Consider the following 24336-nt stretch of genomic DNA (forward strand, 5'->3'; position numbering starts at 1 on the left):
ATGGACGATAAAACTCGAAGAGACCGGGTCAGCCGGTTCATCCACACCCTGAACCAAGCCCGTGAGCTGGGCCTGTCGGTTACCGATGCCGGGGAAGGGCATCTCACCCTGTGCCTGCCCTACAGCGATCGCATCATCGGCAATCCGGATACCGGCGTCATTCACGGTGGAGCCATCACCACCTTGATGGACACCGCCTCGGGGTCGGTCATCCTGTGCGCGCTGGAGGAGTTCGAGCTGTGTCCGACCCTTGACCTGCGGGTGGATTACATGCGCCCGGCGGAACCCGGCAAGCCGGTGTATGCCCGGGCCGAGGCCTACCGGATCACCCGCAACATCATCTTCACCCGGTGCGAGGCCTATCAGGATGGCGGTGACACCGTGGCCAACTGCGTCGCCACGTTCATGCGCATCGGCCGGGACGCCTCGCCCAAACCCTATCGCGACCTGATTACCGGAGGTGCCGAATGACCGACCCGGAAATCCTGCGTTACACCCGCGAGACCGGTGACTTCTCCCGCATGCTGGAGAGCATTCCCTACGCCACCTTCATCGGCCTGGCCTGCGAACGCTTCGGGGACGACCTGATCTTCCGCCTGCCCAGCAAAGAGACCAACCTCGGCAACCCGATCCTGCCGGCGATTCACGGCGGTGTCATCGGTGGCTTCATGGAAATGGCCGCCAACATCTATCTGATGATGTCCCAGGACTCCCTGCGCATGCCCCGGATCGTGGATTTCTCCCTCGACTACCTGCGTGCCGGCCTGAACCGGGAGACGTTCGCCGAGTGCCGGCTGACCCGCCAGGGCAACCGAGTGGCCAATGTCATGGTGATGGCCTGGCAGAAGTCCCGCCAGGAGCCGATCGCCATGGCCCGGGCCCATTTCCTGCTGGAGGACTGAGCGACCCACCGGGGCTTGAAATGCCAGGTTCAGGCCCCATCTCCCTCCGAAAGACGATGGGGTTACCCTTTCGGTTGTTGATAGCAGGAGAAAAACAAGCCATGACGGTTGAGTCGCAAAAAGAGACCCTGGGTTTTCAGACTGAGGTGAAGCAGCTGCTTCATCTGATGATTCATTCGCTGTATTCCAACCGCGAAATCTTTCTGCGCGAACTGATCTCCAACGCCTCGGATGCCTGTGACAAGCTGCGTTTCGCCGCGCTCAAGGACGACAGCTTGTACGAGGACGACGCCGACCTGAAAATCCGCCTCGACTACGATGAGAAGGCGGGCACCATCACCGTGGCCGACAACGGTATCGGCATGAACCGTGACGATGTGATCGCCAACCTGGGCACCATCGCCAAGTCCGGCACCGCCGAGTTCCTCAAGCAGCTGTCCGGTGATGAGAAGAAGGACAGCAAGCTGATCGGCCAGTTCGGGGTGGGCTTCTATTCCGCGTTCATCGTGGCGGATAAGGTGGATGTGTTCACCCGCCGGGCCGGGACGCCGGCCGAGGAAGGTGTGCACTGGGAGTCCCGGGGTGACGGCGAGTTCAGCATCGAGCCGGTCAACCGGGCCCAACGGGGAACCGAAATCGTTCTGCACCTGAAGAAGGACGCCCGGGAGTTCGCCAACGGCTGGACACTGCGCAGCCTGGTCAAGAAATATTCCGACCACATTTCCTTCCCGGTGCTGATGAAGGCCGAAGTTGATGACGACAAGGACAAGGACGGGACGCCGGAGCCGAAGGAGGAGGCCGTCAACGACGCCACGGCACTCTGGACCCTGCCGCGTACCGAGATTAAGGACGAGGAATACAAGGCGTTCTACAAGCACATCGCCCATGACTTCGAGGACCCTCTGACCTGGTCCCACAACAAGGTTGAGGGCAAGCTCGACTACACCAGCCTGCTGTACATTCCCAAGCGGGCTCCGTTCGATCTGTACAACCGGGAAGCGCCCCGTGGCCTGAAGCTCTACGTCCAGCGCGTGTTCATCATGGATGACGCCGAGCAGTTCCTGCCGCTGTACCTGCGCTTCACCAAGGGGGTGATCGACTCCAACGATCTGTCGTTGAACGTGTCCCGTGAGATTCTCCAGAACAACGACACGGTCGAGAGCATCCGCAATGCCCTGACCAAGCGGGTTCTGGACATGCTGGCCAAGCTGGCCAAGAAACAGCCCGAGGACTATCAGACCTTCTGGAACGAATTCGGCAACGTGCTCAAGGAAGGCCCGGCGGAGGACTTCGCCAACCGGGAGAAAATTGCCGGCCTGCTGCGTTTTGCCTCCACCCACACCGGCGAGGCCACCCAGAATGTTTCGCTGGATGACTACATCGGCCGGATGAAGGAAGGCCAGAAGAAGATTTACTACCTCACCGCCGACAGTTTCACCGCGGCCAAGAGCAGCCCGCACCTGGAAGTCTTCCGCAAGAACGGCATCGAAGTACTGCTGCTCTCGGATCGCATCGACGAGTGGATGATGGGCTACCTGACCGAGTACGACGGCAAGCCGTTCCAGGACATCGCCCGCGGCGACCTCGACCTGGGAGACATCCAGACCGAGGAAGACAAGCAGCAGCAGGAAAAGGCGTCTGAGGAGCACAAGGCGCTGCTCGATCGCATCAAGGCGGCTCTGGACGACCGAGTGCAGGAGGTCCGGGCCACCAACCGTCTGACAGACTCTCCGGCCTGTCTGGTGGTGGGCCAGTTCGACATGGGCGCGCAGATGCGCAAGATCATGGAAGCCGCCGGCCAGAAGGTGCCCGAAAGCAAGCCGATCTTCGAGATCAATGTGGAGCATCCGCTGGTCCAGCGCCTGGAGCAGGAAAGCTCGGACGAGCGCTTCAACGAGCTGGCGGCGGTTCTGTTCGATCAGGCCACTCTTGCCAGCGGGCAACAGCTGAAAGATCCCGGCAGCTACGTCAGCCGCCTGAACCGGCTGTTGCTGGAACTGGCGAACTGACCCTCGCGCCATGCCGCATATCGTCGTGGACCTCAGCATCGATCCCGAGGAGTGGCTCAAGCTCTACCAGGGGCTCGCCAGCGAGGTCCACGCCCGGGCCCGGGACGGACGCACCGTCCGTTTCCCGGCCCGCATCCTGTCCCGCTACTTTCTCCGTGACGGCATTCACGGCACCTTCCGCATTCAGTTCGACGACCAGGGCAAGTTCTCTTCCATTGAACGCGTGGCCTAGGGCCGGCTGCACTCTCCGGGTCGCGAATGCCTTCTGTCTTTCGATAACTAAAAACTCTTAACTTCGTTCTTTTAATTAATTGTATCTTTCTTTGGCGCGTGCCTATGGTTAGGGTGTTCTCGTTAGCGCAGGAGTTATCCCATGCCCAGCCACAAAGGTTCATCCCGGCCTGAACGGTTCCCCGTACTCCAGCTGTTGGTGGAGTACATGGTGAACTACGCCCTGGCGCAATAGGAGGGGGGAAGGCTCGGAGCGATTGCTTCACCAACGAGACCCGAACGGACATCGGTTGCTGTATCCGCGGGGCCCCTGCAAGGGCATGCGGTTCAACTATAGTGATAGATGTTCGAGTCACCAGCCAATGCCAATGCAATGACGCGATAGCAAAAGGAGAGAGCAACATGGCCAACAACCAAATGACCGGTGGTAAATGCCCGGTAATGCACGGCGCCAATACCACCGAGGGCAGCGATGTCATGAAGTGGTGGCCCGATGCCCTGAATCTGGACATCCTTCACCAGCACGATACCAAGACCAACCCCCTGGGCCCGGACTTCAACTACCGAGAAGAGCTGAAAAAGCTGGATGTGGCGGCCCTGAAGAAAGACCTGCATGCCCTGATGACCGACAGCCAGGACTGGTGGCCGGCTGACTGGGGACATTATGGCGGCCTGATGATCCGTATGGCCTGGCACGCGGCGGGGTCTTACCGGATCGCCGACGGCCGGGGCGGCGCCGCCACCGGCAACCAGCGGTTTGCGCCGCTGAATTCCTGGCCCGATAACGTCAACCTGGACAAGGCTCGCCGCCTGCTGTGGCCGATCAAACAGAAGTATGGCAACAAGGTGAGCTGGGCGGACCTGATCATTCTGGCCGGTACCATCGCCTATGAGTCCATGGGACTGAAAACGTTCGGTTTTGCTTTCGGCCGGGAAGACATCTGGCACCCGGAGAAAGACATCTACTGGGGCTCGGAGGACGAATGGCTGGCCCCCAGCGACAACCCCAAGAGCCGCTACTCCGGTGAACGGGATCTGGAAAACCCGCTGGCGGCGGTGATGATGGGGCTGATTTACGTCAACCCGGAAGGGGTGGATGGCAATCCGGACCCGCTCAAGACCGCGAAGGACGTGCGTGAAACCTTCGCCCGCATGGCCATGAACGACGAAGAAACCGTGGCCCTGACCGCCGGCGGTCACACCGTGGGCAAGTGCCACGGCAACGGCGACGCCAACAACCTGGGGCCGGACCCGGAAGCGGCAGACATCGAGGATCAGGGCCTGGGCTGGATCAACAAGGTATCCCGGGGGGTCGGCCGGAACACGGTCACCAGCGGGATCGAGGGCGCCTGGACCACCCATCCCACCCAGTGGGACAACGGCTACTTCCATCTGCTGCTCAATTACGAATGGGAGCTGAAGAAGAGCCCGGCCGGCGCCTGGCAATGGGAGCCGATTGACATCAAGGAAGAAGACAAGCCGGTGGACGTGGAAGACCCCTCCATTCGCCACAATCCGATCATGACCGACGCGGACATGGCGATGAAGATGGACCCCGAATACCGGAAAATCGCCGAGCGCTTCTACAAAGACCCGGCCTACTTCTCCGAAGTGTTCGCCCGCGCCTGGTTCAAGCTGACCCACCGTGACCTGGGGCCCAAGTCCCGCTACCTGGGGCCGGATGTGCCGAAGGAAGACCTGATCTGGCAGGATCCGGTACCGGCGGGCAACACCCTGTACGACATTGGCGGGGTCAAGACCCGCATTGCGGAAAGCGGCCTGAGCATCGGTGAGTTGGTAGCGACCGCGTGGGACAGCGCCCGTACCTTCCGGGGGTCCGACATGCGCGGTGGGGCCAACGGGGCCCGGATCCGGCTGGCGCCCCAGAAAGATTGGGAAGGCAATGAGCCCGAGCGCCTGGCGAAAGTGCTGGGGGTTCTGCAGGGGATTGCCGACGAGGCCGGCGCCAGCCTGGCGGACGTGATTGTCCTTGGGGGCAACGTTGGGATCGAAATGGCGGCGAAGGCGGCGGGTTTCGACATCGCGGTGCCTTTCGCCCCGGGCCGTGGCGACGCCAGTCAGGACATGACCGACGTCGACTCTTTTGCCCCGCTGGAGCCGATTCATGACGGCTACCGCAACTGGCTGAAGAAAGACTACTCGGTGTCCCCCGAGAAGCTGATGCTGGACCGTACCCAGCTGATGGGTCTGACCGCGCCGGAAATGACGGTACTGGTGGGTGGTATGCGCATGCTCGGCACCAACCATGGTGGCACCAAGCACGGCGTGTTCACCGACCGCGAAGGGGTGCTCAGCAACGACTTCTTCGTCAACCTGACCGACATGTCGAACACCGGGGTTCCGGTCGGTGACAACCTCTACGAGGTTCGTGACCGCAAGACCGGCCAAGTCAAGTGGACGGCCACCCGAGTGGATCTGGTGTTTGGTTCCAACTCCATCCTGCGGGCGTACGCTGAGGTCTATGCCCAGAGCGACGCCCGGGAGAAGTTCGTCAAGGACTTCGTGGCGGCCTGGACCAAGGTCATGAACGCCGACCGCTTCGATATCAAGTAACAACCTGCCTGACCAGGGCGCCCCGGTTTCGGGGCGCCCGACTACCAAGCCCCTGGCAAATCCCCTACAATCCGCGGCCTGTTCCCGGCCGTACACCCCACGGTTCTCCGGCCGTCTGTCCCTGGTTCCGAGCGTTGTCATCTGGAGTGACCATGCGAATTCTGCTTGCCCCGATGGAAGGGCTGGTCGATGCCCCGATCCGCGAAACCCTCACCGGGGTTGGTGGCATTGACGGCTGTGTTACCGAATTCATCCGGGTGACCCAGGGGATGCTGCCGCCCCGGATTTTTTACAAGTACGCGCCGGAACTTCACAACCGTGCCCTGACCCGGGCCGGAGTGCCGGTGGCGGTCCAGTTGCTGGGGTCCGACCCGGTACAAATGGGATTGCACGGCGCTCGGGCGGTGGCATTGGGGGCGACGCAGGTGGACCTCAATTTCGGCTGTCCGGCGAAGACGGTGAATCGCCACCAGGGCGGCTGTGTCCTGATGCGCCAGCCGGAGCGGCTGCACGAGATCGCCGCTGCCGTCCGGCGGGCGGTGCCCGCGTCGGTGCCGGTCACCGCCAAGATGCGGCTGGGCTACGACGACCGCTCCATGGGCGTGGCCTGTGCCCAGGCCCTGGCCGACGCCGGAGTGGCGGAGATCGTAGTGCATGCCCGCAGCAAGGTGGACGGTTACAAGCCGCCCGCCTATTGGGAAGACATTGCCCGGGTGCGCGAAGCCGTGCCGACCCGGGTGATTGCCAACGGCGATATCTGGACCGTGACGGACTACTGGCGTTGCCGGCAGGCGTCCGGTTGCGACGATGTGATGATCGGGCGAGGCCTGGTGGCGCGGCCGGACCTGGCGGCCCGGATCAAGGCGTCCCAGCGGGGCGAGGAGATCGCGGCGATGACTTGGCCCGAGGTGACGCCGCTGATTCGGGACTACGCCCAGGCCCTGACCACGCGGCTTGAGGACACGTACGTGGTCGGTCGGATCAAGCAGTGGCTGAACTATCTGCGCCAGGGGTTCGCCGAGGCAGACCGGCTGTGGCCCCAGGCCCGCCGGATCCGGGCCCTGGAGCCGTTGCTGAGGTGCCTGGAGCAAGCGCCGGTCAGTCCACCTGCTCCAGCTCCGGCGAATAGCGTCCGGCCCGTGCCAAGCCATTGAGTTTCGCCCGTTTGTACAGGGCCTGCTGGGCCGCCGCAGTGTTGTCCGGGTGACCGGCCCAGGCGTGTTGTGCTGGCTCTTGCAGGGCCCGGCCATAGGAAAAACTCAGGGCCCAGGGCTGATCACCCTGACGGTTGAGCGCGTCCAGATTCTCGGTGGCTTCCTCCGGTGTCTGGCCGCCGGAGAGAAAGACGATGCCGGGCACCGCCGCCGGCACCGCCCGACGGAATACCCGCAGAGTCGCTTCCGCAACCTCCGGGGGCGAGGCCCTGCCGGCGTCCTTGCCGGGGGTCACCATGCTGGGTTTGAGCAGCATGGTCTCCAGCTCCACCCGGTGCCGGTACAAAGCCTCGAATACCGCGCGAAGTACGGCTTCGCTGACCTCGCCGGCCCGTTCGATGTTATGGCCGCCGTCAATCAGCACCTCCGGCTCGACAATGGGCACCACCCCCCGTTCCTGGCAGATTGCGGCGTAACGGGCGAGCATTTCGGCATTGGCGGCGATGGCCTGGGGCGAGGGCAGGGTATCGGAAACATGGTACACGTCACGCCACTTGGCGAAGCGCGCGCCCAGGGACTGATAGTGTGCAAGCCGTTCTGCCAGGCCGTCCAGGCCGTAGGTGATTTCATCTCCCGGGGCGTTGGCCAGCGGCCCCTTGCCCTTGTCCACCTTGATTCCGGGCACAATGCCCTGGCGTTCCAGCAGTTTGGGCATCGGCTCGTCATCGAGGCTGTGCTGGCCCAGGGTTTCCTCGAACAGGATCACGCCGCTGATGTGGGCGCCCAGGTCCGGGGTGGAAAATATGATGCTGCGATAGGCCCGACGCGTCGCTTCGGTCGATTCGACTCCGATCGCCTGGAAACGCTTGGCGATGGTTGGGTGGCTTTCATCCGCCGCGAGAATGCCTTTGCCGGGCTGGATCAGCTGTGCGATGGTGGCCTGGCGTTGTGCCTGAACCGACATGGGGACCTCCTTGACCGGGTAACCGGTATCCGTTGACTGTCCGATAAGTGTAGACCCTGGGCCGGCGGTGAAAATTTGACCTGGGATAAGATTATTTCCGATCCTATGGCGTAGGCTGAAGAAACAACAACAGTAACAAACGGGGCATCGGCTTATGAAAACGGTGGTGAGTGTCAGCCAGGGATCCTCCGAGGAGGACTATGAGCTGGAAACGGAATTTCTGGGGCACGATGTCCGGATCGTGAGGGTCGGGACGGACGGCAGCCTGGATCGGGCGGACGCGCTGCTCGATTCGATTCAGGGTCAGGCCGATGCCATCGGGCTGAGCATGGTGCACGATCACTACCAGGTCGGGCGGGAACGGGTTGAGCATCCGGACACCGCCAGGCTGGAAGCCCGGGTGGCCGAGAAACCGGTCACCACCGGTGCCCGTCTGCGCGGCATCCTTCAGGAATGGGCCGTGCGGCATACCCAGACGGAGTTGGGGCATTTCTTTGACAACGCCCGGGTGCTCCTGCTCAATGGCCAGGCGGGGTACCGTGTTGCCCGGGCCCTGGCCGAGCACACCGACAACATCCGTTTCGCGGACCCGTACCTGGATTTCGGCATCCCCAGGTTTCTGACCTCGCTGGAGCAACTGGAAACCTACACTCGCCTGACCGCGCCGCTGACGTTTCATCGTGCTACTGCCCGGGCCATCCGCGCGCTGCAACACAGCGCCTTGTACCGGCTGGGGGAACGCCTGGTGGAAACCAGCCTGGCCGGCGCAGTGCGGGATGCCCATGTGATCGTAGCGACGGTGGCTGACTTGGCCGCTCTGACACCGGACGACCTCGACGGCAAGACCGTGATCACGTCCAGGGTCACCGACGCGGTGCTGGACTGGATGCGTGCCCGTCGGGTCGCCATGGTGGTGGATTACAGCCCCTGGCTGGCAGGGCGACCGGTCGGAACCAATGTGCTCGAAGCCCTGATGAGTGCCGTCCTGGGCCGGATGCCCGAGCAGCTGGGCCCAGACGACTTCTTGGACGTGATCCAGCGCCTGGGCATGACGCCGAGAATTCTCTACCCGAACGGCTACCGTCGGGTGAACCGCTTCGCCTTCGTGATCCACCCACTGTCTCAGCAGTACCTCACCAAGACCCCACCCCTGGACTGGATCGCCCGTGTATCCCCGGCACCGGTGATGAACCTGGTGGAAAAGGCGGTGGCCTACACGCCGCCGTTTCTTTACTCGAAGGTGTCCGGCATCCGCTCGCCGACAGGGGACGAAGTGGAAGGCTGGCTGATCACCGTGGGAGGCACGCCCCGGGAAATCATGGCGCACGGTCCGGAGTTTACCTACCGCCGCCTGCTGGCGGCGGCCCGGCTGGCGAAGCGCCTGGGCGCGCAGATCATGGGCCTGGGCGCCTTCACCAAGGTGGTGGGCGATGCCGGCCTGACCGTAGCCAAGCGAGCGCCGCTGCCGATCACCACCGGCAACAGCTACAGCGCCTCCGGCGCCCTGTGGGCGGCCCACGAGGCGGCCAGGAGAATCGGCCGGGTCCACTTGGCGGAGGACGGCCGGATTGCCGGTAAGGCCATGGTGGTGGGAGCAACCGGGGCGATCGGCTCGGTGTGCGCGCGACTGCTCGCCAAGGCGGTATCGGAAATCTACCTGGTGGCGCCGGAAACGGCGAAGCTGCTTGCACTGCAGGAAAGCATCGGCCAGGAAACCCCCGGGGCCACCGTGCACGTGGCGGCCACGACCGACCGGGACATCGGTGACATGGACATGATCGTCACCGCCACCTCCGGTGCCGGCAAGCGCATTCTCGACATCATGAAGGTCAAGCCGGGCTGTGTGATCACCGACGTTGCTCGTCCCTTGGACATACCGCCGGAGGACGTGGCAAAACGTCCGGATGTGCTGGTCATCGAGTCCGGGGAGATTCAGTTGCCCGGGGAGGCGCGGATGAAGGACATCGGGCTGCCGCCCGGCATTGCCTATGCCTGTCTCGCGGAGACCATCGTGTTGGCGCTGGCGGGGCGTTTCGAGAACTTCACCCTGGGACTCAACATCGAGTGGGAGAAGGTGCGGGAAATCTACAAGCTGGGCCTGAAACACGGCATGAAACTCGCCTCCGTGTCCGGCGTTAACGGCGTGTTCACCGATGAGGATTTCGAACGGGTCCGGACCCTGGCGGAGGAAGCCGCCAGGGCCAGGGCCGCCGGCTAGGCCGCGGCCTCCATCTGCAGGAGCGCGCGCTTGCGCTCCAGGCCCCAGCGATAGCCCCCCAGGTGGCCGTCGTTGCGGACGACGCGATGGCAGGGAACGACCAGCGCCACCCGGTTGGCGGCGCAGGCCCCCGCCACGGCCCGGGCGCTTTTGGGCTTGCCGAGACGTTTGGCCAGCTCCGAATAGGACACGGTGCTGCCGGCCGGGATCGCCATCAGGGCCTGCCAGACCGTCTTCTGGAACGGCGTTCCTTGGAGATCCAGCTTCAGGTCCGGAGCCGAGCGGGGCGAGCGCAACAGGGCTTCCACCCGGGCCAGGGCCGGTGATGGCTCACCCTGACGCGGTCTGAGGGTGGCCTCGGGGAAGCGTTCCGCCAGCCGGGAAGGGAGAGCTTCGGCCCGGTCACTGAACTCCAGGGCACACAGGCCGTCCGCTGTGGTGCCGATGGCGAACCAGCCCAGCGAACAGGGGGCCACTTCGTAATCGATGGTGAGTTGCGTTGTCATGGTGGTCTCCTGCCCGATCATTCATTCCAGTAACAGTGCGCGGACATCAGCCAGGAACCGATCCACCTGGGCTTCGGTGGTGGACCAAGAGCACATCAGGCGGGCGCATCCGCCAATGAAGTTATAGAACCTCCAGCCGCGATCACGCAAGGCCGACTGTACAGTTTCCGGCAGGTCTACGAAAACGCCGTTGGCTTGCCGAGGGTATCGGATGGTGACGTTGGGCAAATCCCGCAGGCCCGCTTCGAGCCGGGCCGCGCAGGCATTGGCATGGCGGGCGTTTTCCAGCCAGACATCCTGCTCCAGCAGTCCGCACCAGGGCGCGGAGATGAATCGCATTTTCGAGGCCAGCTGTCCGGCCTGCTTGCACCGCCACTCGAAATCCTCGGCCAGGTCGTGATTGAAAAAGACCACCGCCTCGCCCATGGCCAGACCATTCTTGGTGCCGGAAAAACAGAGTACGTCGACCCCTGCCTTCCAGGTGATCTCGGCCGGATGGACATCCAGGGCGGCAACGGCGTTGGCAAAGCGGGCCCCGTCCATGTGGATGCTCAAGCGGTGCCGGTCGGCAACATCCCGGATCGCCTTCAGTTCCTCCGGCGTGTACAGAGTGCCCACCTCGGTGGCCTGGGTCAGGCTGACGGCCTTGGGTTTGGGGTAGTGGATGTCGGTGCGCTTGGTGACCAGGTGCTCGATGCTCTCGGGCGTCAGCTTGCCGTTGGGCCCCTGGCCCAGCAACAGTTTGGCGCCGTTGGAAGCATACTCCGGCCCGCCGCACTCATCCGTTTCGATGTGGGCGAGCTCGTGGCAGATCACGCTATGGAAGGACTGGCCGATGGCAGCCAGCGCCAGGGAGTTGGCGGCCGTGCCGTTGAACACGAAATAGACATCGCAATCGGTGTCGAATAGGGCCCTCAGCCCGTCCGCTGCCCGCTGTGTCCAGCGGTCCTCGCCGTAGGCAGGCTCGTCCATCCGGTTCGCTTCGGCCATGGCATTCCATGCTTGCGGGCAGACACCACTGTAGTTGTCGCTGGCGAACTGTTCGGATGCGGAAACGGACACGGAAGGCCTCCTCTGGTCACTGTAGATGCAAGGTGAAGCCACTAAATTACACCAGATGGCGGCATGTCGTCAGGTTTCTTTACAGGCTGGCGAGCTCGGGGACGCGCCAGCCCAGAAAACCAAGGCCCCGGAGAACCGGGGCCTTGGAAAGCGTCACTGTGGTCTGGCAGGGGGGGGCCGCCAAGGAGCGATACCGCCCGCTCAGCCGCACTTGCTGTCGCCACAGGACAGGCAAGTGGCGCAGCCGTCCAGGACGATCACCGCCTTGGTGTTGCACTTGGTGCAGACGGTGGCGTTGGCGGGGTACTCGCTGGTCGCCTCGTCGTTGGTGGCGCTGCTTTGGGAGGCTTCGAACTCCGCCCGCTTCTCGGCCAGGATGCGTTTTGTGGTCTCGCTCATTTCCTCGCTTTCCAGCAGGCCGATGGCCTTGAGGTGCTTCTCGATCACCGCACCGATCTCGGCCACCAGCGACGGCATGAACACGCCGCCTTTCTTGAAGTAGCCGCCGTTCGGGTCGTACACCGAGCGCAGCTCCTCCACCAGGAAGGTGACATCCCCCCCTTTGCGGAACACCGCCGAGATGACCCGGGTGAGGGCGATGACCCACTGGAAATGCTCCATCGACTTGGAGTTGATGAAGATCTCATAGGGCTGCCGGCTCTCGTGGTCGGTGCCTTCGTTGAGCAGGATGTCGTTGATGGTGATGTACATCGCGTGCTCGGCCACCGGAGGCTTGATCTTGTAGGTGGTGCCCAGCAGGAAGTCGGGGCGCTCAATGTACTCGTTCATCTGCACCGGCTTCTGGTCCGCCTGCGGTGCCGGTTGTTGTGCCTGGGTGGCCTCGGGGTCGGCCTTCTTCACGCGGTAGCCGACGATCTTCTTGCTAATCTTGACTGTCATGTTGGTGTTCCTGTGGTCGGTTCCCGGATCAGTATTTGCCGTAGGTGCCTTCTTTGAGCGCGTCGAACAGGTTGGCGGCGGTGTGGATCTCGCCGTCGTACTCGACCTGTTCGTTGCCTCGCAGGGTCACCTTGCTGCCGTCGTCCAGGGTGAACTCGTAGAGGGTGTTTTCAAGATCCTTTTCTTTGACCAGCACGCCCTGGAAGGCTTCCGGGTTGAAGCGGAAGGTGGTGCAGCCCTTCAGGCCCTTGTCGTAGGCGTACAGATAAATGTCCTTGAAGTCCTGGTAGGCGAAGTCTGTCGGAACGTTCGCGGTCTTGGAAATCGAGGAATCCACCCACTTCTGGGCCGCGGCCTGGATGTCCACGTGTTGCTGCGGCGTGACATCGTCCGAGGTGGTGAAGTAGGCCGGCAGTTTCTTGTCCTCATCATCGGAGAACGGCATGGCGCTGGGGTTGACCAGGTGCCGATACGCCAGCAGCTCGAAGGAGAATACGTCCACCTTTTCCTTGGTCTTACGGCCTTCGCGGATGATGTTGCGCGCGTAGTGGTGCGAGAAGCTCGGTTCGATGCCGTTGCTGGCGTTGTTGGCCAGGGACAGGCTGATGGTACCGGTCGGCGCGATGGAGGTGTGGTGGGTGAAACGGCCACCTTTTTCCGCCAGCTGGTTGACCAGCTCCGGTTCCACTTCGGCAATCCGCTGCATGTAGCGGCTGTATTTGGCGTGCAGCACCTTGCCCTTGACCTTGTCGCCCACCTTGTAACCGTCCCGGGCCAGTTCCGGGCGCAGGCGCAGCATCTTCGGCGTGATCTCGAACTCGTCCTCCATGATCGGAGCCGGCCCCTTCTCCTCGGCCAGGGCCAGGGCCTGGCGCCAGCCTTCCACCGCCATTTCTCGAACCACGTCCTCGGTGAATTGCACGGACTCCTTGGAACCGTAGGGCATGCGCAGCATGGCCAGGGTGGAGCCCAGGCCCAGGATGCCCATGCCGTGCCGGCGCTTGTAGGTGATTTCGTGACGCTGCTCGGCCAGCGGCAGGCCGTTGATCTCCACCACGTTATCCAGCATGCGGGTGAAGATGGCCACCACCTTGCGGAATTTCTCGTAGTTGAAGCTGGCCTTCTCCGTGAACGGGTATTCCACGAACTTGGTCAGGTTGACCGAGCCCAGCAGGCAGCTGCCATACGGGGGCAGGGGCTGCTCACCGCAGGGGTTGGTGGCGCGGATCTCCTCGCAGAACCAGTTGTTGTTCATCTCGTTGACCTTATCGATCAGGATGAAGCCCGGCTCGGCGTAATCGTAGGTGCTGGTCATGATGGTGTCCCAGATAAACTGGGCTTTGACCGTGCGGTAGATGCGGCAGGCAACCTTGCCTTCGTCGTTGACCACGTAGCCGTCCTGGACCGGGAAATCCCGGTACACGAACTGGGTGTCGTCGTTCAGGTCCAGCCCTTCATCCTCGACCTCCTTCCGGGTGACCGGGAAGGACAGGTGCCAGTCGTCGCCGTTGCGCACGGCCTGGATGAAATCCTCGGTGATCAGCAGGGACAGGTTGAACTGACGCAGGCGGCCATCTTCCCGCTTGGCCTGGATGAACTCCAGTACGTCCGGATGGTGCACGTCGAACGTGGCCATCTGGGCACCCCGACGGCCGCCGGCGGAGGACACGGTGAAACACATGCGATCGAAGATGTCCATGAAGGACAGCGGGCCGGAGGTGGTGGCGCCGGCGCCGGCGACATAGGCACCCCGGGGACGCAGGGTGGAGAACTCATAACCGATGCCACAACCGGCCTTGAGGGTCAGGCCGGCCTCGTGGTTTTTCTCCAGGATGTCGTTCATGGAGTCGTTGATGGTACCGGACACGGTGCAGTTGATGGTGGACGTGGCCGGTTTGTGGGCCTCGGCACCGGCGTTGGAGGTGATCCGTCCGGCGGGGATGGCACCGTTCTGAAGGGCCCAGAGGAATTCCTTCATGTACTTGGTGCGCACTTCCTTTTTCTCGACCTCGGCCAGGGCCTTGGCGACCCGCTCGTAGGTTGCGTTGATGTCCTTGTCGACGGGTTCGCCGGTTTTGGTCTTGAGCTGGTATTTGCTGCTCCAGATGTCCAGTGAGGCTTCCTGCATCGGAATCGTCGTAACCACTGCCTGTGCCTTAGCGTTCATTGCCACCCTCGGTCGTTTGCTCTGTCGTTCTGTTGGCGACACCGTTCCCGGTGCCGGTCCCTGAATCCAGTTGTCGGTCGTACCCGCGGCCAGCCCCCGGCGCCGTTGGATCAACCACAAGATATGGTGGTTCTGGGCGAAAATATGGGGTATCGGGGCGAGCCAGGGCCGATCTGTGATCCTTGCCAGGGGCTGGATGCCAGCCCCGTGTGTGCCTCTTGAAAGGCGGGTTGGATTTGTGCTATTGGCCCAATATATGGGCATCTTTTGCGAAAGTATAACAGGATATAGTGGTCTGTGAATAAGAAGGGAACTATGACCCTCACCGCCTCCGCAAAGAAAATCAATGGCGGAAGGGTTGAATTTCGGGAAACTTCTGTTAGGTGGGGCCGTGTGTGATGTTGTTTCGGATCACTATATCTAGTGGTTATAAAAGCGCCGGCTCGGGCCAGATGATTTGCAAATGCAGGTTTTTGTGACACCTGCACGTATCCGGCGTTGACCTGTCGCTAAAGTATCGGTGTGGTGCCGAAGTCCTGCGGGGGCCCACAGGAAGTGATAACGACCATAATAAGGAACAAAAACAATGAAAGGCCTGAAACCTACTGTGCTGGCGCTGTGCGTGGCCGGAGCGCCACCGGCCGTGCTGGCGGAAATCCGGCAACTGGACGATGACTCAATGGGCAATATCACCGGCCAGGCCGGTGTCACCATCGAACTGGAAACCCGGATCAACATCGACCGATTCATCTACACCGACGAGGGTTCGTTGGAGATCAACGACATTGTCGTAGGCGGCGCCAACCGCACGGACATGTTTTCCGAAACGGGTGTGAACCTGGTTGGAACCGCCAGTGACAACCTTGACAACATCCGCATCAACATTGACCTGGCCAATGATGGCGATGCCATCATTAACCTGCTGCCGCTGTCGTTCAATGCGGTGGATCTGAGGGTCACCACCGGTGCCTGGAATCTGGCCGGCAGCGGCGGTTCGACCACGGTGATGGACAACTTCCGAATGGATGCGCTGATCGGCTCGGGAACCCTGCGTGTCGACACCGCCACTGACACCCTGAATTTCCGCACGGACATCGCCATCGACGACATGGACTTCGACGTGCCGTTCCTGGCGTTGGGCATTCGGGATTTCCAGCTGACCGGCGCGGACTATGATCTGCAGGCACCCCAGCCACTGCGTCTGTTCGCAGGGGTCGATATGGACATCTACAAGGCGCGGAACGCGCAGAACGTGGACAGCCTGGCCATCGATCTGCACACCTTTGAGGCGGATATCCGCATCGGTGGTATCTTGGTGGGAGGGACCTCCATCGGTTCCGTTGCTCTGGACAACTTGGCGATCACCGATACCTCGATGCTCATCTACGGGCACTGAGGCGGCGGGGACCGGAGCCGGGTGGCGCCGGTCCCCACTGCCAAGTTCAGCCCAGCAGCAGACTGTCGTCGTCCACCTTCAGGCCCCGCTGCTGCTCGAACAGTCCCAGCAGGTCTTTCACTTCCAGGCCCTCCCGTTCCTTGCCGGCGATGTCGAACACCACCTGCCCCTGGTGCAGCATCACCGTGCGGGAGCCCACCTCCAGCGCCTGTTTCATGCTGTGAGTCACCATCAGAGCGGTGAGCTTCTGTTCTTCAATGATCTTCTGGGTGAGCTCCAGGACAAAGGCCGCAGTCTTCGGATCCAGAGCGGCGGTGTGCTCGTCCAGCAGCAGGATGCTGGAGGGGGTCAGGCTAGCCATCAGTAGACTGACCGCCTGACGCTGACCGCCGGAGAGCAGGCCCATCTTGTCGCCCAAGCGGTTTTCCAACCCCAGCTTCAGGGATGACAGGCTGTCACGGAACCGTTCCAGATACTGTTTCTTGACGGCGCCGCTCAGTCCCCGGCGCTGGCCCCGCTTGATGGCCAGGGCGAGGTTTTCCTCGATGGTCAGGTTTTCGCAGGTGCCCGCCAGGGGGTCCTGGAACACCCGAGCCACACGGGCGGCCCGTTTGTGCGTGGGCAGGCGCGTGACATCCTGGTTGTCCACGATGATTTGCCCGCTGTCCACCATCACCTCGCCCGCCAGGGCGTTGAGAAACGTGGATTTGCCGGCGCCGTTGCTGCCGATGACCGTGACGAACTCACCCTGGTTCACGGTCAGACTCATGCCCCGCAGGGCGGGGTTCTCCAGGGGGGTTCCCTTGCCGAAGGTCAGTCGGAGATCGGTTGCACTGATCATGTCGTGTCCTCAGGCTTTCTTGCGAGTGAGCTTGCCGACGACGGAATTGCGAACGCCGGGCAATACGATGGCGAGAGTGACCAGAACGGCGGTGATCAGGTTCAGATCCTGGGCCTGGAGGCCCAGGACATCCGCGTTCAGGGCGAAGGCGATGGCCAGTCGGTAGATGATGGCGCCCACCACGCAGGCGATCAGCGCCCGGATCACGGAAGAAGGCGTGACCAGGGCCTCACCCCCGATCAGGGAGGCCAGGCCGATCACGATCACGCCCACGCCCATGGTGACATCCGCGGCGCCCTGGCTCTGGGCGAACAGCGCTCCGGCCAGTCCGACCAGCCCATTGGACAGCGCGACGCCGAGGACGATCATGGCGCCGGTGGCGATGCCCTGGGCCCGGGCCATGCGAGGATTGGCCCCGGTGGCGCGCATGGCCAGACCCACCTCTGATTTCATGAACCGCCACAGCAGGAGCAGGGCCACCAGAACCACCAGGGCGAACAGCAGCACCGGTACTTGATGAAAGGCCAGCCCCAGGTCGTACCACGGGGTCAGTACGGTTTCCTCGGTGAGCAGCGCGACGTTGGGACGCCCCATGACTCTCAGATTGACAGAGTACAGGGCGATCATGGTGAGAATAGAGGCCAGCAGGTTCAGGATCTTGAGTTTGACATTGAGCAGGGCGGTCACCGCGCCCGCTGCCATGCCCGCCAGTACGGCAGCACCGGTGGCAATCCAGGGGTTCCAGCCATGAATGATCAGCATGGCGGCCACGGCGGCCCCCAGCGGGAAGCTACCGTCAACCGTCAGGTCGGGAAAGTCGAGGACACGAAAGGAAATGTAGATACCGAAAGCGACCAGACCGTAGATCAGTCCGGTTTCGAGGGCACCGTAAAAAGCAATTTCACTGAGCATGGGTCGTTTTCACTGTGAACGAAAAACGGGCGGGCCCTTGTGGGGTCCGCCCGTATGGGTCAGGGCGTTTACTGGTTGTTCCGGATGACTTCCTTGGCGTCCCGGATCAGGTCGTCGGACAGAGTGATGCCCATCCGCTCGGCGGCGTCCGGGTTAACGAACAGGTCCAGGGTGTCCATGGTTTCCACCGGCATGTCGGCGGTGCCGGCTCCCTGGAGAATCCGGTAGACCATCTGTCCGGTCTGGCGGCCGTGCTCATAGTAGTTGAAGCCTAGGGCCGCCACCGCGCCGCGCTCGACCGTGGCGGTATCGGCGGCGAACACCGGAATCTTGGCGCGTTCGCCCACGGAAATGACCGCCTCGGCGGCACTGATAACGGTGTTGTCGGTGGTCAGGTAGATGGCATCGACATCGCCCACCAGCGAGCGGGCCGCGCCCAGCACCTCGGAGGTCTTGGTGGCTGCAGCCTTGACCAGGGTCAGACCGCGGGCAGCCAGTCGTTCGTCCAGCAGATTCACCAGGGATACCGCGTTGGCCTCACCGGGGTTGTACACCGTGCCGATGCGCTTGGCTTCCGGCATCACCCGCTGCAGCAGGTCGATATGCTTCTCGATGGGCAGCATGTCGCTGACGCCGGTGATGTTCCCGCCGGGGGCTTCCAGCGATCGGACCAGTTTGGCGCCAACCGGATCGGTAACGGCGGAGAACACCACCGGGATATTCTTGGCCGCCGCTGCCACGGTCTGCGCGGACGGAGTTGCGATGGCCACGATGACGTCGGGGTTCTCGCCCACGAACTTGCGGGCGATCTGGGACGCGATGGCCGCGTTGCCCTGGGCGCTCTCGTGCAGGACGGTCAGGTTTTCGCCTTCCTTGTAACCCTGTTCTGCCAGCTGGTCCTTGATACCCTGGTAGACGGCGTCCAGTGCCGGGTGTTCAACGATCTGCGTAATGGCTACGGTCTTGGCGTCCTGCGCCTGGACCAGGCTTGCCGCCGCCAGCAGTGAAGCACCCACGAGAGTGCGCAGAGTTCTCTTGGCCATATCCCCATCTCCGAGTCATGACTGGTTTGACGTTGTGTCGGGTCCGGAATCCGGAAAGTGCGGAAGTTTACCACAGCCCTGCGGGTTAGGGGGTAGGGAAGACGCGGTTTCTGGGGCAAAACAGAGAAAGTTGTTTTTTTTGAATAGTTTTGGCTTGGTCACACCTTGCCGGGCGATACCGTGTTGAAATACCCTACGAAAGTCTAATAATGACTCGAACAAGCCGGATAACCGGCGATTTTGTGCACAACGTAACTAATAATAAAGGAAAGTCCATGGACACAACGAACAAGCTTCCCCTGGAAATGGTGTACCACTGGGAAACGGCGAAGAAGGACGTCCGCTACATGACCCAGCCGGTTGGTGACGGCCAAGTGGTCGAGTACACCTGGGGGCGGGCCGTGGAGGAGGCCCGGCGCATGGCCTCTTATCTCAAGTCCCTCGACCTCCCGGAAAAGAGCCGCATCGGTCTGATCTCCAAGAACTGCGCGCACTGGATCATGACGGACTGGGCGATCTGGATGGCGGGGCATGTTTCCGTGCCGCTGTACCCCACCTTGAACGCGGATACCGTCAACTACATCCTCAACCACGCCGAGTGCGATGTTCTGTTTGTCGGCAAGCTGGACGACTGGGAGATGATGAAGCCGGGCGTGCCCGAGTCGGTTCGCTGCATCTCCTATCCGCTGAGCCCTCCCAACGATTTTGAAACCTGGGACGACATCATCCGCCAGCACGCGCCATTGGCGGGGGAAAGCCACCGGGCGGCGGACGAACTGGCCACCATCGTCTATACCTCCGGCAGCACCGGCCGGCCCAAGGGGGTTATGCTGAGCTTCGGCAACATGGCGTTTGCCGCGACGGGAGGTATTCAGACACTGGGCGTCGGGGCCAACGAACGTATGCTGTCGTACCTGCCGCTGGCGCATGTGTTCGAGCGTACCTTCGTGGAACTGGGGTCCCTGTATGCCGGCTTCGAACTCTATTTTGCCGAGTCCCTGGACACCTTCGTGAAGGACCTGCAGCGGGCCCAGCCGACGCTGTTCCTGTCGGTTCCCCGTCTGTGGGTGAAATTCCAGCACGGGGTGCTGCAAAAACTGCCGAAGCAGAAGCTGGACCGACTGCTGAAGGTGCCCGTGCTCAATCGGCTGATCAAGAAAAAGATCCTCAAGGGTCTGGGGCTGGACAAGGTCAAACTGGCCGGCAGCGGTTCGGCGCCCCTGTCGCATGACGTACTCGACTGGTACCGGAATCTGGGTCTGGAGTTGCTGGAAGGTTACGGCATGTCAGAGAATTTCGCCTATTCGCACATGAACAAGCCGGGCCGGACCCGCACCGGCTACGTGGGTGAGCCGCTGCCGGGCGTGGAAGTGAGAATCAGCGAGGAAGGCGAGGTGCTGGTCAAGAGCCCTGCGACCATGATGGGCTATTACAAAGACGAGGAGAAAACCCGGGAAGCCTTCACCGAGGACGGCTTTCTCCGGACCGGTGACAAGGGCGAGATCGACGAGCTGGGCCGCCTGAAACTGACCGGCCGCATCAAGGAGATTTTCAAGACCAGCAAAGGCAAGTACATCGCTCCGGCGCCGATCGAGAATCGCCTGATGTCCCATGACGCCATTGAGATGGTGTGTGTGTCCGGCGCCAACCAGACCCAGCCCCACGCGCTGGTCATGCTGGGTGAGGAAACCCGCCCCAAACTGGCGGACGAGGCGTTCCGTAAGGAGTTGGAGGACAGCTTCAAGGCGCTGATCCAGGAGGTGAACCGGACCGTCGATCCGCACGAGCAACTGGCCTTCATCACCGTGGTCAGCGACGAGTGGTCCATCGAGAACAGCTTCCTGACACCGACGCTGAAGCTCAAGCGCAACGTGGTCGAGGATGCCTATCAGTCGAAGGTGGACAGCTGGTACGCCCAGAAGCAGCCGGTGATCTGGCAGTAAGCGCGCCGGCGGTGGCGCTTGAGGGAAAGGCCCGGAGACCCGGGCCTTTCTGCTCTCCGGGCGACGTAAGTCGCATAGGGAAACGCCAGGGGCGGGCCTAAACTTCGGGTAGTCAGGAGGAGTTTATGTCCCAATTGGTTCTTCTTCAGAAACGCATTCACGATGAGATTCCCCTGTCCCGGGCTCTGGGCATCGAGCTCCAGTCCTGGGATGGCCGGACACTGGTGCTGTCCGCGCCCCTGGAGCCCAACCGCAACCACCAGGGCACCGGCTTTGGCGGCAGTGTCTATGCGGCGGCGGTGACCGCCGCCTGGGGACTGACGGAGCTGGCGCTGTCCGACCTTGGCTTGAAAGGTCATGTGGTGGTGCAAAGCGGTACCATCGACTACCTGGAACCGGTGGCGTCGGATTTCTTTGTGGTGTGCCGACTGCCCGGCGGGGAAATTCCGGAGCGTTTTCGCAAGAGCCTGGCCCGGCATGGCAAGGCGCGCCTGGATCTGACGGCGGAAGTGTTCTGTGGCACGCCGTCGCCGGTACCTGCGGGGGAACCGGTGGCGGTTTTTCAGGGCCGGTTCGTGGTCCGGGATGTGCGGTCCGGCCGCTAGCCGGCACATCCGTCTCCCGGTTCAGGCGATGGAGCGGGTATTGGCGATGGAACGGCTCATCAGGATGATGGGGACGATGCCCGCCAGGACAATGATCAGTGAGGGCAGGGCGCTGTGGAACAGCCGTTCATCTGAGGCGAACTGGTAAACATAGGTGGCCAGGGTCTCGAAATTGAACGGACGCAGGATGAGGGTCGCCGGCAACTCTTTCATGCAATCGACAAACACCACCAGCGCGGCGGTCAACAGGGTGCCCCGCAGCATGGGCAGGTGGACCCGGACCAGCGTTCGGCCCGGAGTGTCGCCCAGTGAGCGGGAGGCCATGTCCATGCTGGGGGTGACCTTCTGCAGGGCGCTTTCCACGCTGCCCGCCGACACCGCCAGGAAACGCACAGTGTAAGCGAACACTAGGGCGAAGGTGGTGCCGCTGAGCAGCAACCCGCTGCTCACACCGACCGTGCGTCTCAGGGCGCCATCCAGCCAGTTGTCGAAGCCCGCCAGGGGGACAATCACCCCCACCGCGAGTACCGCGCCGGGCATGGCGTAGCCGAGTCCGGACAGACGCATCAGAACCTGCATGCCCCGGGTGTCGTGCAGCCGGCGGCTGTAGGCGAGGACCACCCCCACGGCCAGGGTGGTCAGGGCGGCGGTTCCAGACAGCAGCAGGCTGTTCAGTGTGTTTTCCACGAAATCCGGGTTCCAGCTTTCACCAAAATATTCCCAGGCGTAGAGCCCGAGGGTGGCCGCCGGCACCACGAAACCCAGGGTAAAGGGGATCAGGCAAACGGCGAGGCAGATGGCCTGCCTTGGTCGGGACAGGTTAAAGCGCTGAATGGGTTCCCGGTTGTCCCGGGCGGCGTACTGCTTCTGTTTGCGTCGGGAGTAGCGCTCCAGCGTGACCAAAATCACCACGAAAGCGAGCATGGTGGTGGCGATCTGGGCGGCCCCGCCGAGGTTGCCCAGGTTCATCCAGGTATCGAACAGGCCCGCTGTCAGGGTCTGCACGGCGAAAAAGTCGACGGTACCGAAATCGTTGAGCGTCTCCATCAGCACCAGCGACAGGCCAACCGCCACCGCCGGCCGGGCGATGGGCAGCACCACACGGAAAAACGTGCTCAGGGCCGAATGGCCGAGGCTTCGGCTGACCGCAAACAGGGATGGCGACTGCTCCAGAAACGCGGCCCGCGCCAACAGGTAGACATACGGATACAGCACCAGCCCCAGCATCAGTGTGGCGCCCCCGAGGCTGCGGATTTCCGGAAACCAGTAGTCGCTTGCGCTCTGCCAGCCAAACACCTCCCGCAGGGCCCGTTGCACGGGGCCTGCGTAATCCAGGAGGCTGGTGTAGACATAGGCGATCACATAGGCGGGAACGGCGAATGGCAGCAGCATGGCCCACTCGAAGAATCGGCGCCCGGGGAACTCGCACATGGTTACGGTCCAGGCCGTGGCCAGCCCGATCACCAGAGTGAGGACGCCCACGCCCAGCATCAGCTTGACGGTGGTGGTCAGGTAGCGGGGCAGGGTGGTGTCGATCAGGTGGGGCCAGATGTTCTCCTCGGGGAACAGAGCCAGATAGAGCACCGACAGGACCGGTAGCGCCACGATGGCGCTGATCAGGGTGGCGGCAAGAATCCAGCGACGGGAAGCACGCTTGGCCAGCAGAGGCTCGGACGTCGCGGGGGCGACGACGGTTACGGCTTCGGTCATGGGGCTCCCGTCATTGAAATGCTAGTGAGAAGGATTGCCGATTGTAATCAGCGGAATCTGGCGCTGCAATGATCGGCGTCATTTCGGGGCGGGTTTAACGACACAGGGGCGCCATGGGCGCCCCTGTGTCGAGTGTCCGGAACATGGGGACTTCCGGAGCGTGGAAGCGGAGAGCGAATCAGCCGTCGAAGTCGACCCGGTCGACCAGCTTGACCGCTTCATCCCGGTGAGCGGCGATGGTCTGCAGGGGCAGTGCGTCGGGATGGATTTCACCCCAGCTGGCAACCAGTCCTGACGGCTTGACCGCCGGGTTGGCGGGGTATTCGGTGTTGGCCTCGGCGTAAATGCGCTGAGCCTCCGGTGACGACAGGAACTCCATCAGCTTGATCGCGTTGTCGCGGTTCGGAGCGCTCTTGGTGAGGGCAATGCCACTGATGTTGATGTGGGTGCCCCGGCCGTCGGCGTTCGGGAACACCAGGCGCACCTGCTCGGCAATGGGACGCTCGTTTTCGTCCTGGAGCATGTTGCCGTAGTAATAGCTGTTGCCGATGGAGACATCGCAGACGCCTTCGGCAATGGCCTTGATCTGATCCCGGTCCGCCCCCTGGGGCTTGCGTGCCAGGTTGGCCTTGAGGCCGCGCAGCCACTGTTCGGTTTCCTCGAGACCGTGGTGGGCAATCATGGAAGAGATCAGAGCGATGTTATAGGGGTGCTTGCCGCTGCGGGTGCAGATCCGGCCTTTCCACTTGGGATCGGCCAGTTCCTCGTACGTGGTGATTTCGCCGGCCTTGACCCGGTCTTTTGAGGTATAGATCAGGCGGCCGCGGGTGGTCAGGGCAAACCATTTGCCGTCGGGATGGCGCAGGTTTTCGGGGATGTTCTTCTCCAGGGTGTCGCTGCGAACGCTGGCTACCAGATCGCGCTCGACCAGCTCGTTGATTCGGGAAATGTCCACGGTCATGACCACGTCCGCCGGGCTGTTGCGGCCCTCCCGCTCAAGACGCTCCGCCAGTCCGTTCTTGGCGAAGACGACGTTGGTTTCAATGCCGGTTTCCTTCTCGAAAGCCTTGAGAAGAGGGTTGATCAGGTAGGCTTGGCGATAGGAGTAGATGTTGACCTCGCCATCCGCCGACGCGGCAAACGGCAGCGCCGCCAGGATCAGGGCGGCCGCGGCTGCGATCTTGAGTCGCATGGAGTGT

General features: G+C 62.5%; 20 protein-coding genes. 10 read left to right on the forward strand and 10 right to left on the reverse strand.

Going from position 1 to position 24336, the window contains the following annotated elements; all coding sequences use genetic code 11:
- The 6 genes from BTO32_RS06510 to BTO32_RS06535 all read left to right on the forward strand — a co-directional run bounded on the left by BTO32_RS06510 (position 1) and on the right by BTO32_RS06535 (position 6870).
- Positions 1-471: a PaaI family thioesterase gene (locus tag BTO32_RS06510; RefSeq protein WP_076723824.1), complete on the forward strand. Its 471-nt coding sequence runs from the start codon at positions 1-3 to the stop codon at positions 469-471.
- A complete protein-coding gene (locus BTO32_RS06515) occupies positions 468-902 on the forward strand; it encodes a PaaI family thioesterase (protein WP_076723825.1) in 435 nt (144 codons plus the stop codon). The genes BTO32_RS06510 and BTO32_RS06515 overlap by 4 nt, the downstream gene beginning before the upstream one ends.
- A gap of 101 nt (positions 903-1003) precedes the next feature.
- Positions 1004-2911 carry a molecular chaperone HtpG gene (gene htpG / locus BTO32_RS06520; RefSeq protein WP_076723826.1) on the forward strand — a complete coding sequence of 636 codons (1908 nt, stop codon included), beginning with the start codon at positions 1004-1006 and terminating at the stop codon, positions 2909-2911.
- Between the two features lie 10 nt (positions 2912-2921).
- On the forward strand, positions 2922-3143 hold the full coding sequence (locus tag BTO32_RS06525) for a DUF2835 domain-containing protein (RefSeq protein WP_076723827.1): 222 nt from the start codon (positions 2922-2924) through the stop codon (positions 3141-3143).
- Positions 3144-3544: 401 nt separating this feature from the next.
- Positions 3545-5716, forward strand: a complete 2172-nt coding sequence (gene katG, locus BTO32_RS06530) for a catalase/peroxidase HPI (RefSeq protein ID WP_076723828.1) — start codon at positions 3545-3547, stop codon at positions 5714-5716.
- A 152-nt stretch (positions 5717-5868) separates the two neighbouring features.
- A complete protein-coding gene (locus BTO32_RS06535; RefSeq protein ID WP_076723829.1) occupies positions 5869-6870 on the forward strand; it encodes a tRNA dihydrouridine synthase in 1002 nt (333 codons plus the stop codon).
- Here BTO32_RS06535 and BTO32_RS06540 read toward each other — a convergent pair.
- Positions 6815-7834, reverse strand: a complete 1020-nt coding sequence (locus tag BTO32_RS06540; protein ID WP_076723830.1) for a class I fructose-bisphosphate aldolase — start codon at positions 7832-7834, stop codon at positions 6815-6817. The genes BTO32_RS06535 and BTO32_RS06540 overlap by 56 nt on opposite strands.
- A 154-nt stretch (positions 7835-7988) precedes the next feature.
- On the opposite strand from BTO32_RS06540, the gene BTO32_RS06545 reads away from it, so the two are divergent.
- Positions 7989-10052 (forward strand): dehydrogenase, encoded by a 2064-nt coding sequence (locus tag BTO32_RS06545; RefSeq protein ID WP_076723831.1) that lies wholly within the window; start codon positions 7989-7991, stop codon positions 10050-10052.
- Here the strand turns inward: BTO32_RS06545 and BTO32_RS06550 are convergent.
- The 4 genes from BTO32_RS06550 to BTO32_RS06565 form a co-directional block, all read right to left on the reverse strand.
- Entirely contained in the window at positions 10049-10558 is a 510-nt protein-coding gene (locus BTO32_RS06550) for a methylated-DNA--[protein]-cysteine S-methyltransferase (protein WP_076724147.1), read from the reverse strand. The two genes, BTO32_RS06545 and BTO32_RS06550, sit on opposite strands and share 4 nt — an antisense overlap.
- Before the next feature lie 21 nt (positions 10559-10579).
- Complete coding sequence (locus BTO32_RS06555) at positions 10580-11620, reverse strand: threonine aldolase family protein (RefSeq protein ID WP_076723832.1); 1041 nt, start codon at positions 11618-11620, stop codon at positions 10580-10582.
- A gap of 201 nt (positions 11621-11821) precedes the next feature.
- Positions 11822-12520, reverse strand: a complete 699-nt coding sequence (locus BTO32_RS06560; RefSeq protein ID WP_076723833.1) for a TSCPD domain-containing protein — start codon at positions 12518-12520, stop codon at positions 11822-11824.
- 28 nt (positions 12521-12548) lie between these two features.
- Positions 12549-14687, reverse strand: coding sequence for an adenosylcobalamin-dependent ribonucleoside-diphosphate reductase (locus BTO32_RS06565; RefSeq protein ID WP_076723834.1), 2139 nt, complete (start codon positions 14685-14687; stop codon positions 12549-12551).
- 586 nt (positions 14688-15273) lie between these two features.
- On the opposite strand from BTO32_RS06565, the gene BTO32_RS06570 reads away from it, so the two are divergent.
- A complete protein-coding gene (locus tag BTO32_RS06570) occupies positions 15274-16083 on the forward strand; it encodes a DUF6160 family protein (protein ID WP_076723835.1) in 810 nt (269 codons plus the stop codon).
- Between the two features lie 46 nt (positions 16084-16129).
- Here BTO32_RS06570 and BTO32_RS06575 read toward each other — a convergent pair whose 3' ends face one another.
- From BTO32_RS06575 to BTO32_RS06585, 3 genes are all read right to left on the reverse strand, one after another.
- On the reverse strand, positions 16130-16924 hold the full coding sequence (locus tag BTO32_RS06575) for an ABC transporter ATP-binding protein (protein WP_076723836.1): 795 nt from the start codon (positions 16922-16924) through the stop codon (positions 16130-16132).
- Positions 16925-16933: 9 nt separating this feature from the next.
- Positions 16934-17836, reverse strand: a complete 903-nt coding sequence (locus tag BTO32_RS06580; protein WP_076723837.1) for an ABC transporter permease — start codon at positions 17834-17836, stop codon at positions 16934-16936.
- Positions 17837-17904: 68 nt separating this feature from the next.
- Positions 17905-18879 (reverse strand): ABC transporter substrate-binding protein, encoded by a 975-nt coding sequence (locus BTO32_RS06585; RefSeq protein WP_076723838.1) that lies wholly within the window; start codon positions 18877-18879, stop codon positions 17905-17907.
- Positions 18880-19154: 275 nt separating this feature from the next.
- Between BTO32_RS06585 and BTO32_RS06590 the strand changes: the two genes are divergently transcribed.
- Positions 19155-20822, forward strand: a complete 1668-nt coding sequence (locus tag BTO32_RS06590) for an AMP-binding protein (RefSeq protein WP_076723839.1) — start codon at positions 19155-19157, stop codon at positions 20820-20822.
- A 125-nt stretch (positions 20823-20947) separates the two neighbouring features.
- Positions 20948-21427, forward strand: coding sequence for a thioesterase domain-containing protein (locus BTO32_RS06595; RefSeq protein ID WP_076723840.1), 480 nt, complete (start codon positions 20948-20950; stop codon positions 21425-21427).
- A gap of 21 nt (positions 21428-21448) precedes the next feature.
- Here the strand turns inward: BTO32_RS06595 and BTO32_RS06600 are convergent, their stop codons facing one another.
- Positions 21449-23137: an ABC transporter permease gene (locus BTO32_RS06600; protein ID WP_076723841.1), complete on the reverse strand. Its 1689-nt coding sequence runs from the start codon at positions 23135-23137 to the stop codon at positions 21449-21451.
- 178 nt (positions 23138-23315) lie between these two features.
- Complete coding sequence (locus tag BTO32_RS06605; RefSeq protein WP_076723842.1) at positions 23316-24329, reverse strand: Fe(3+) ABC transporter substrate-binding protein; 1014 nt, start codon at positions 24327-24329, stop codon at positions 23316-23318.
- Positions 24330-24336: the final 7 nt, after the last annotated feature.

Origin of the sequence: Marinobacter lutaoensis, from assembly GCF_001981305.1 — a bacterium.
GTDB lineage: Bacteria > Pseudomonadota > Gammaproteobacteria > Pseudomonadales > Oleiphilaceae > Marinobacter > Marinobacter lutaoensis.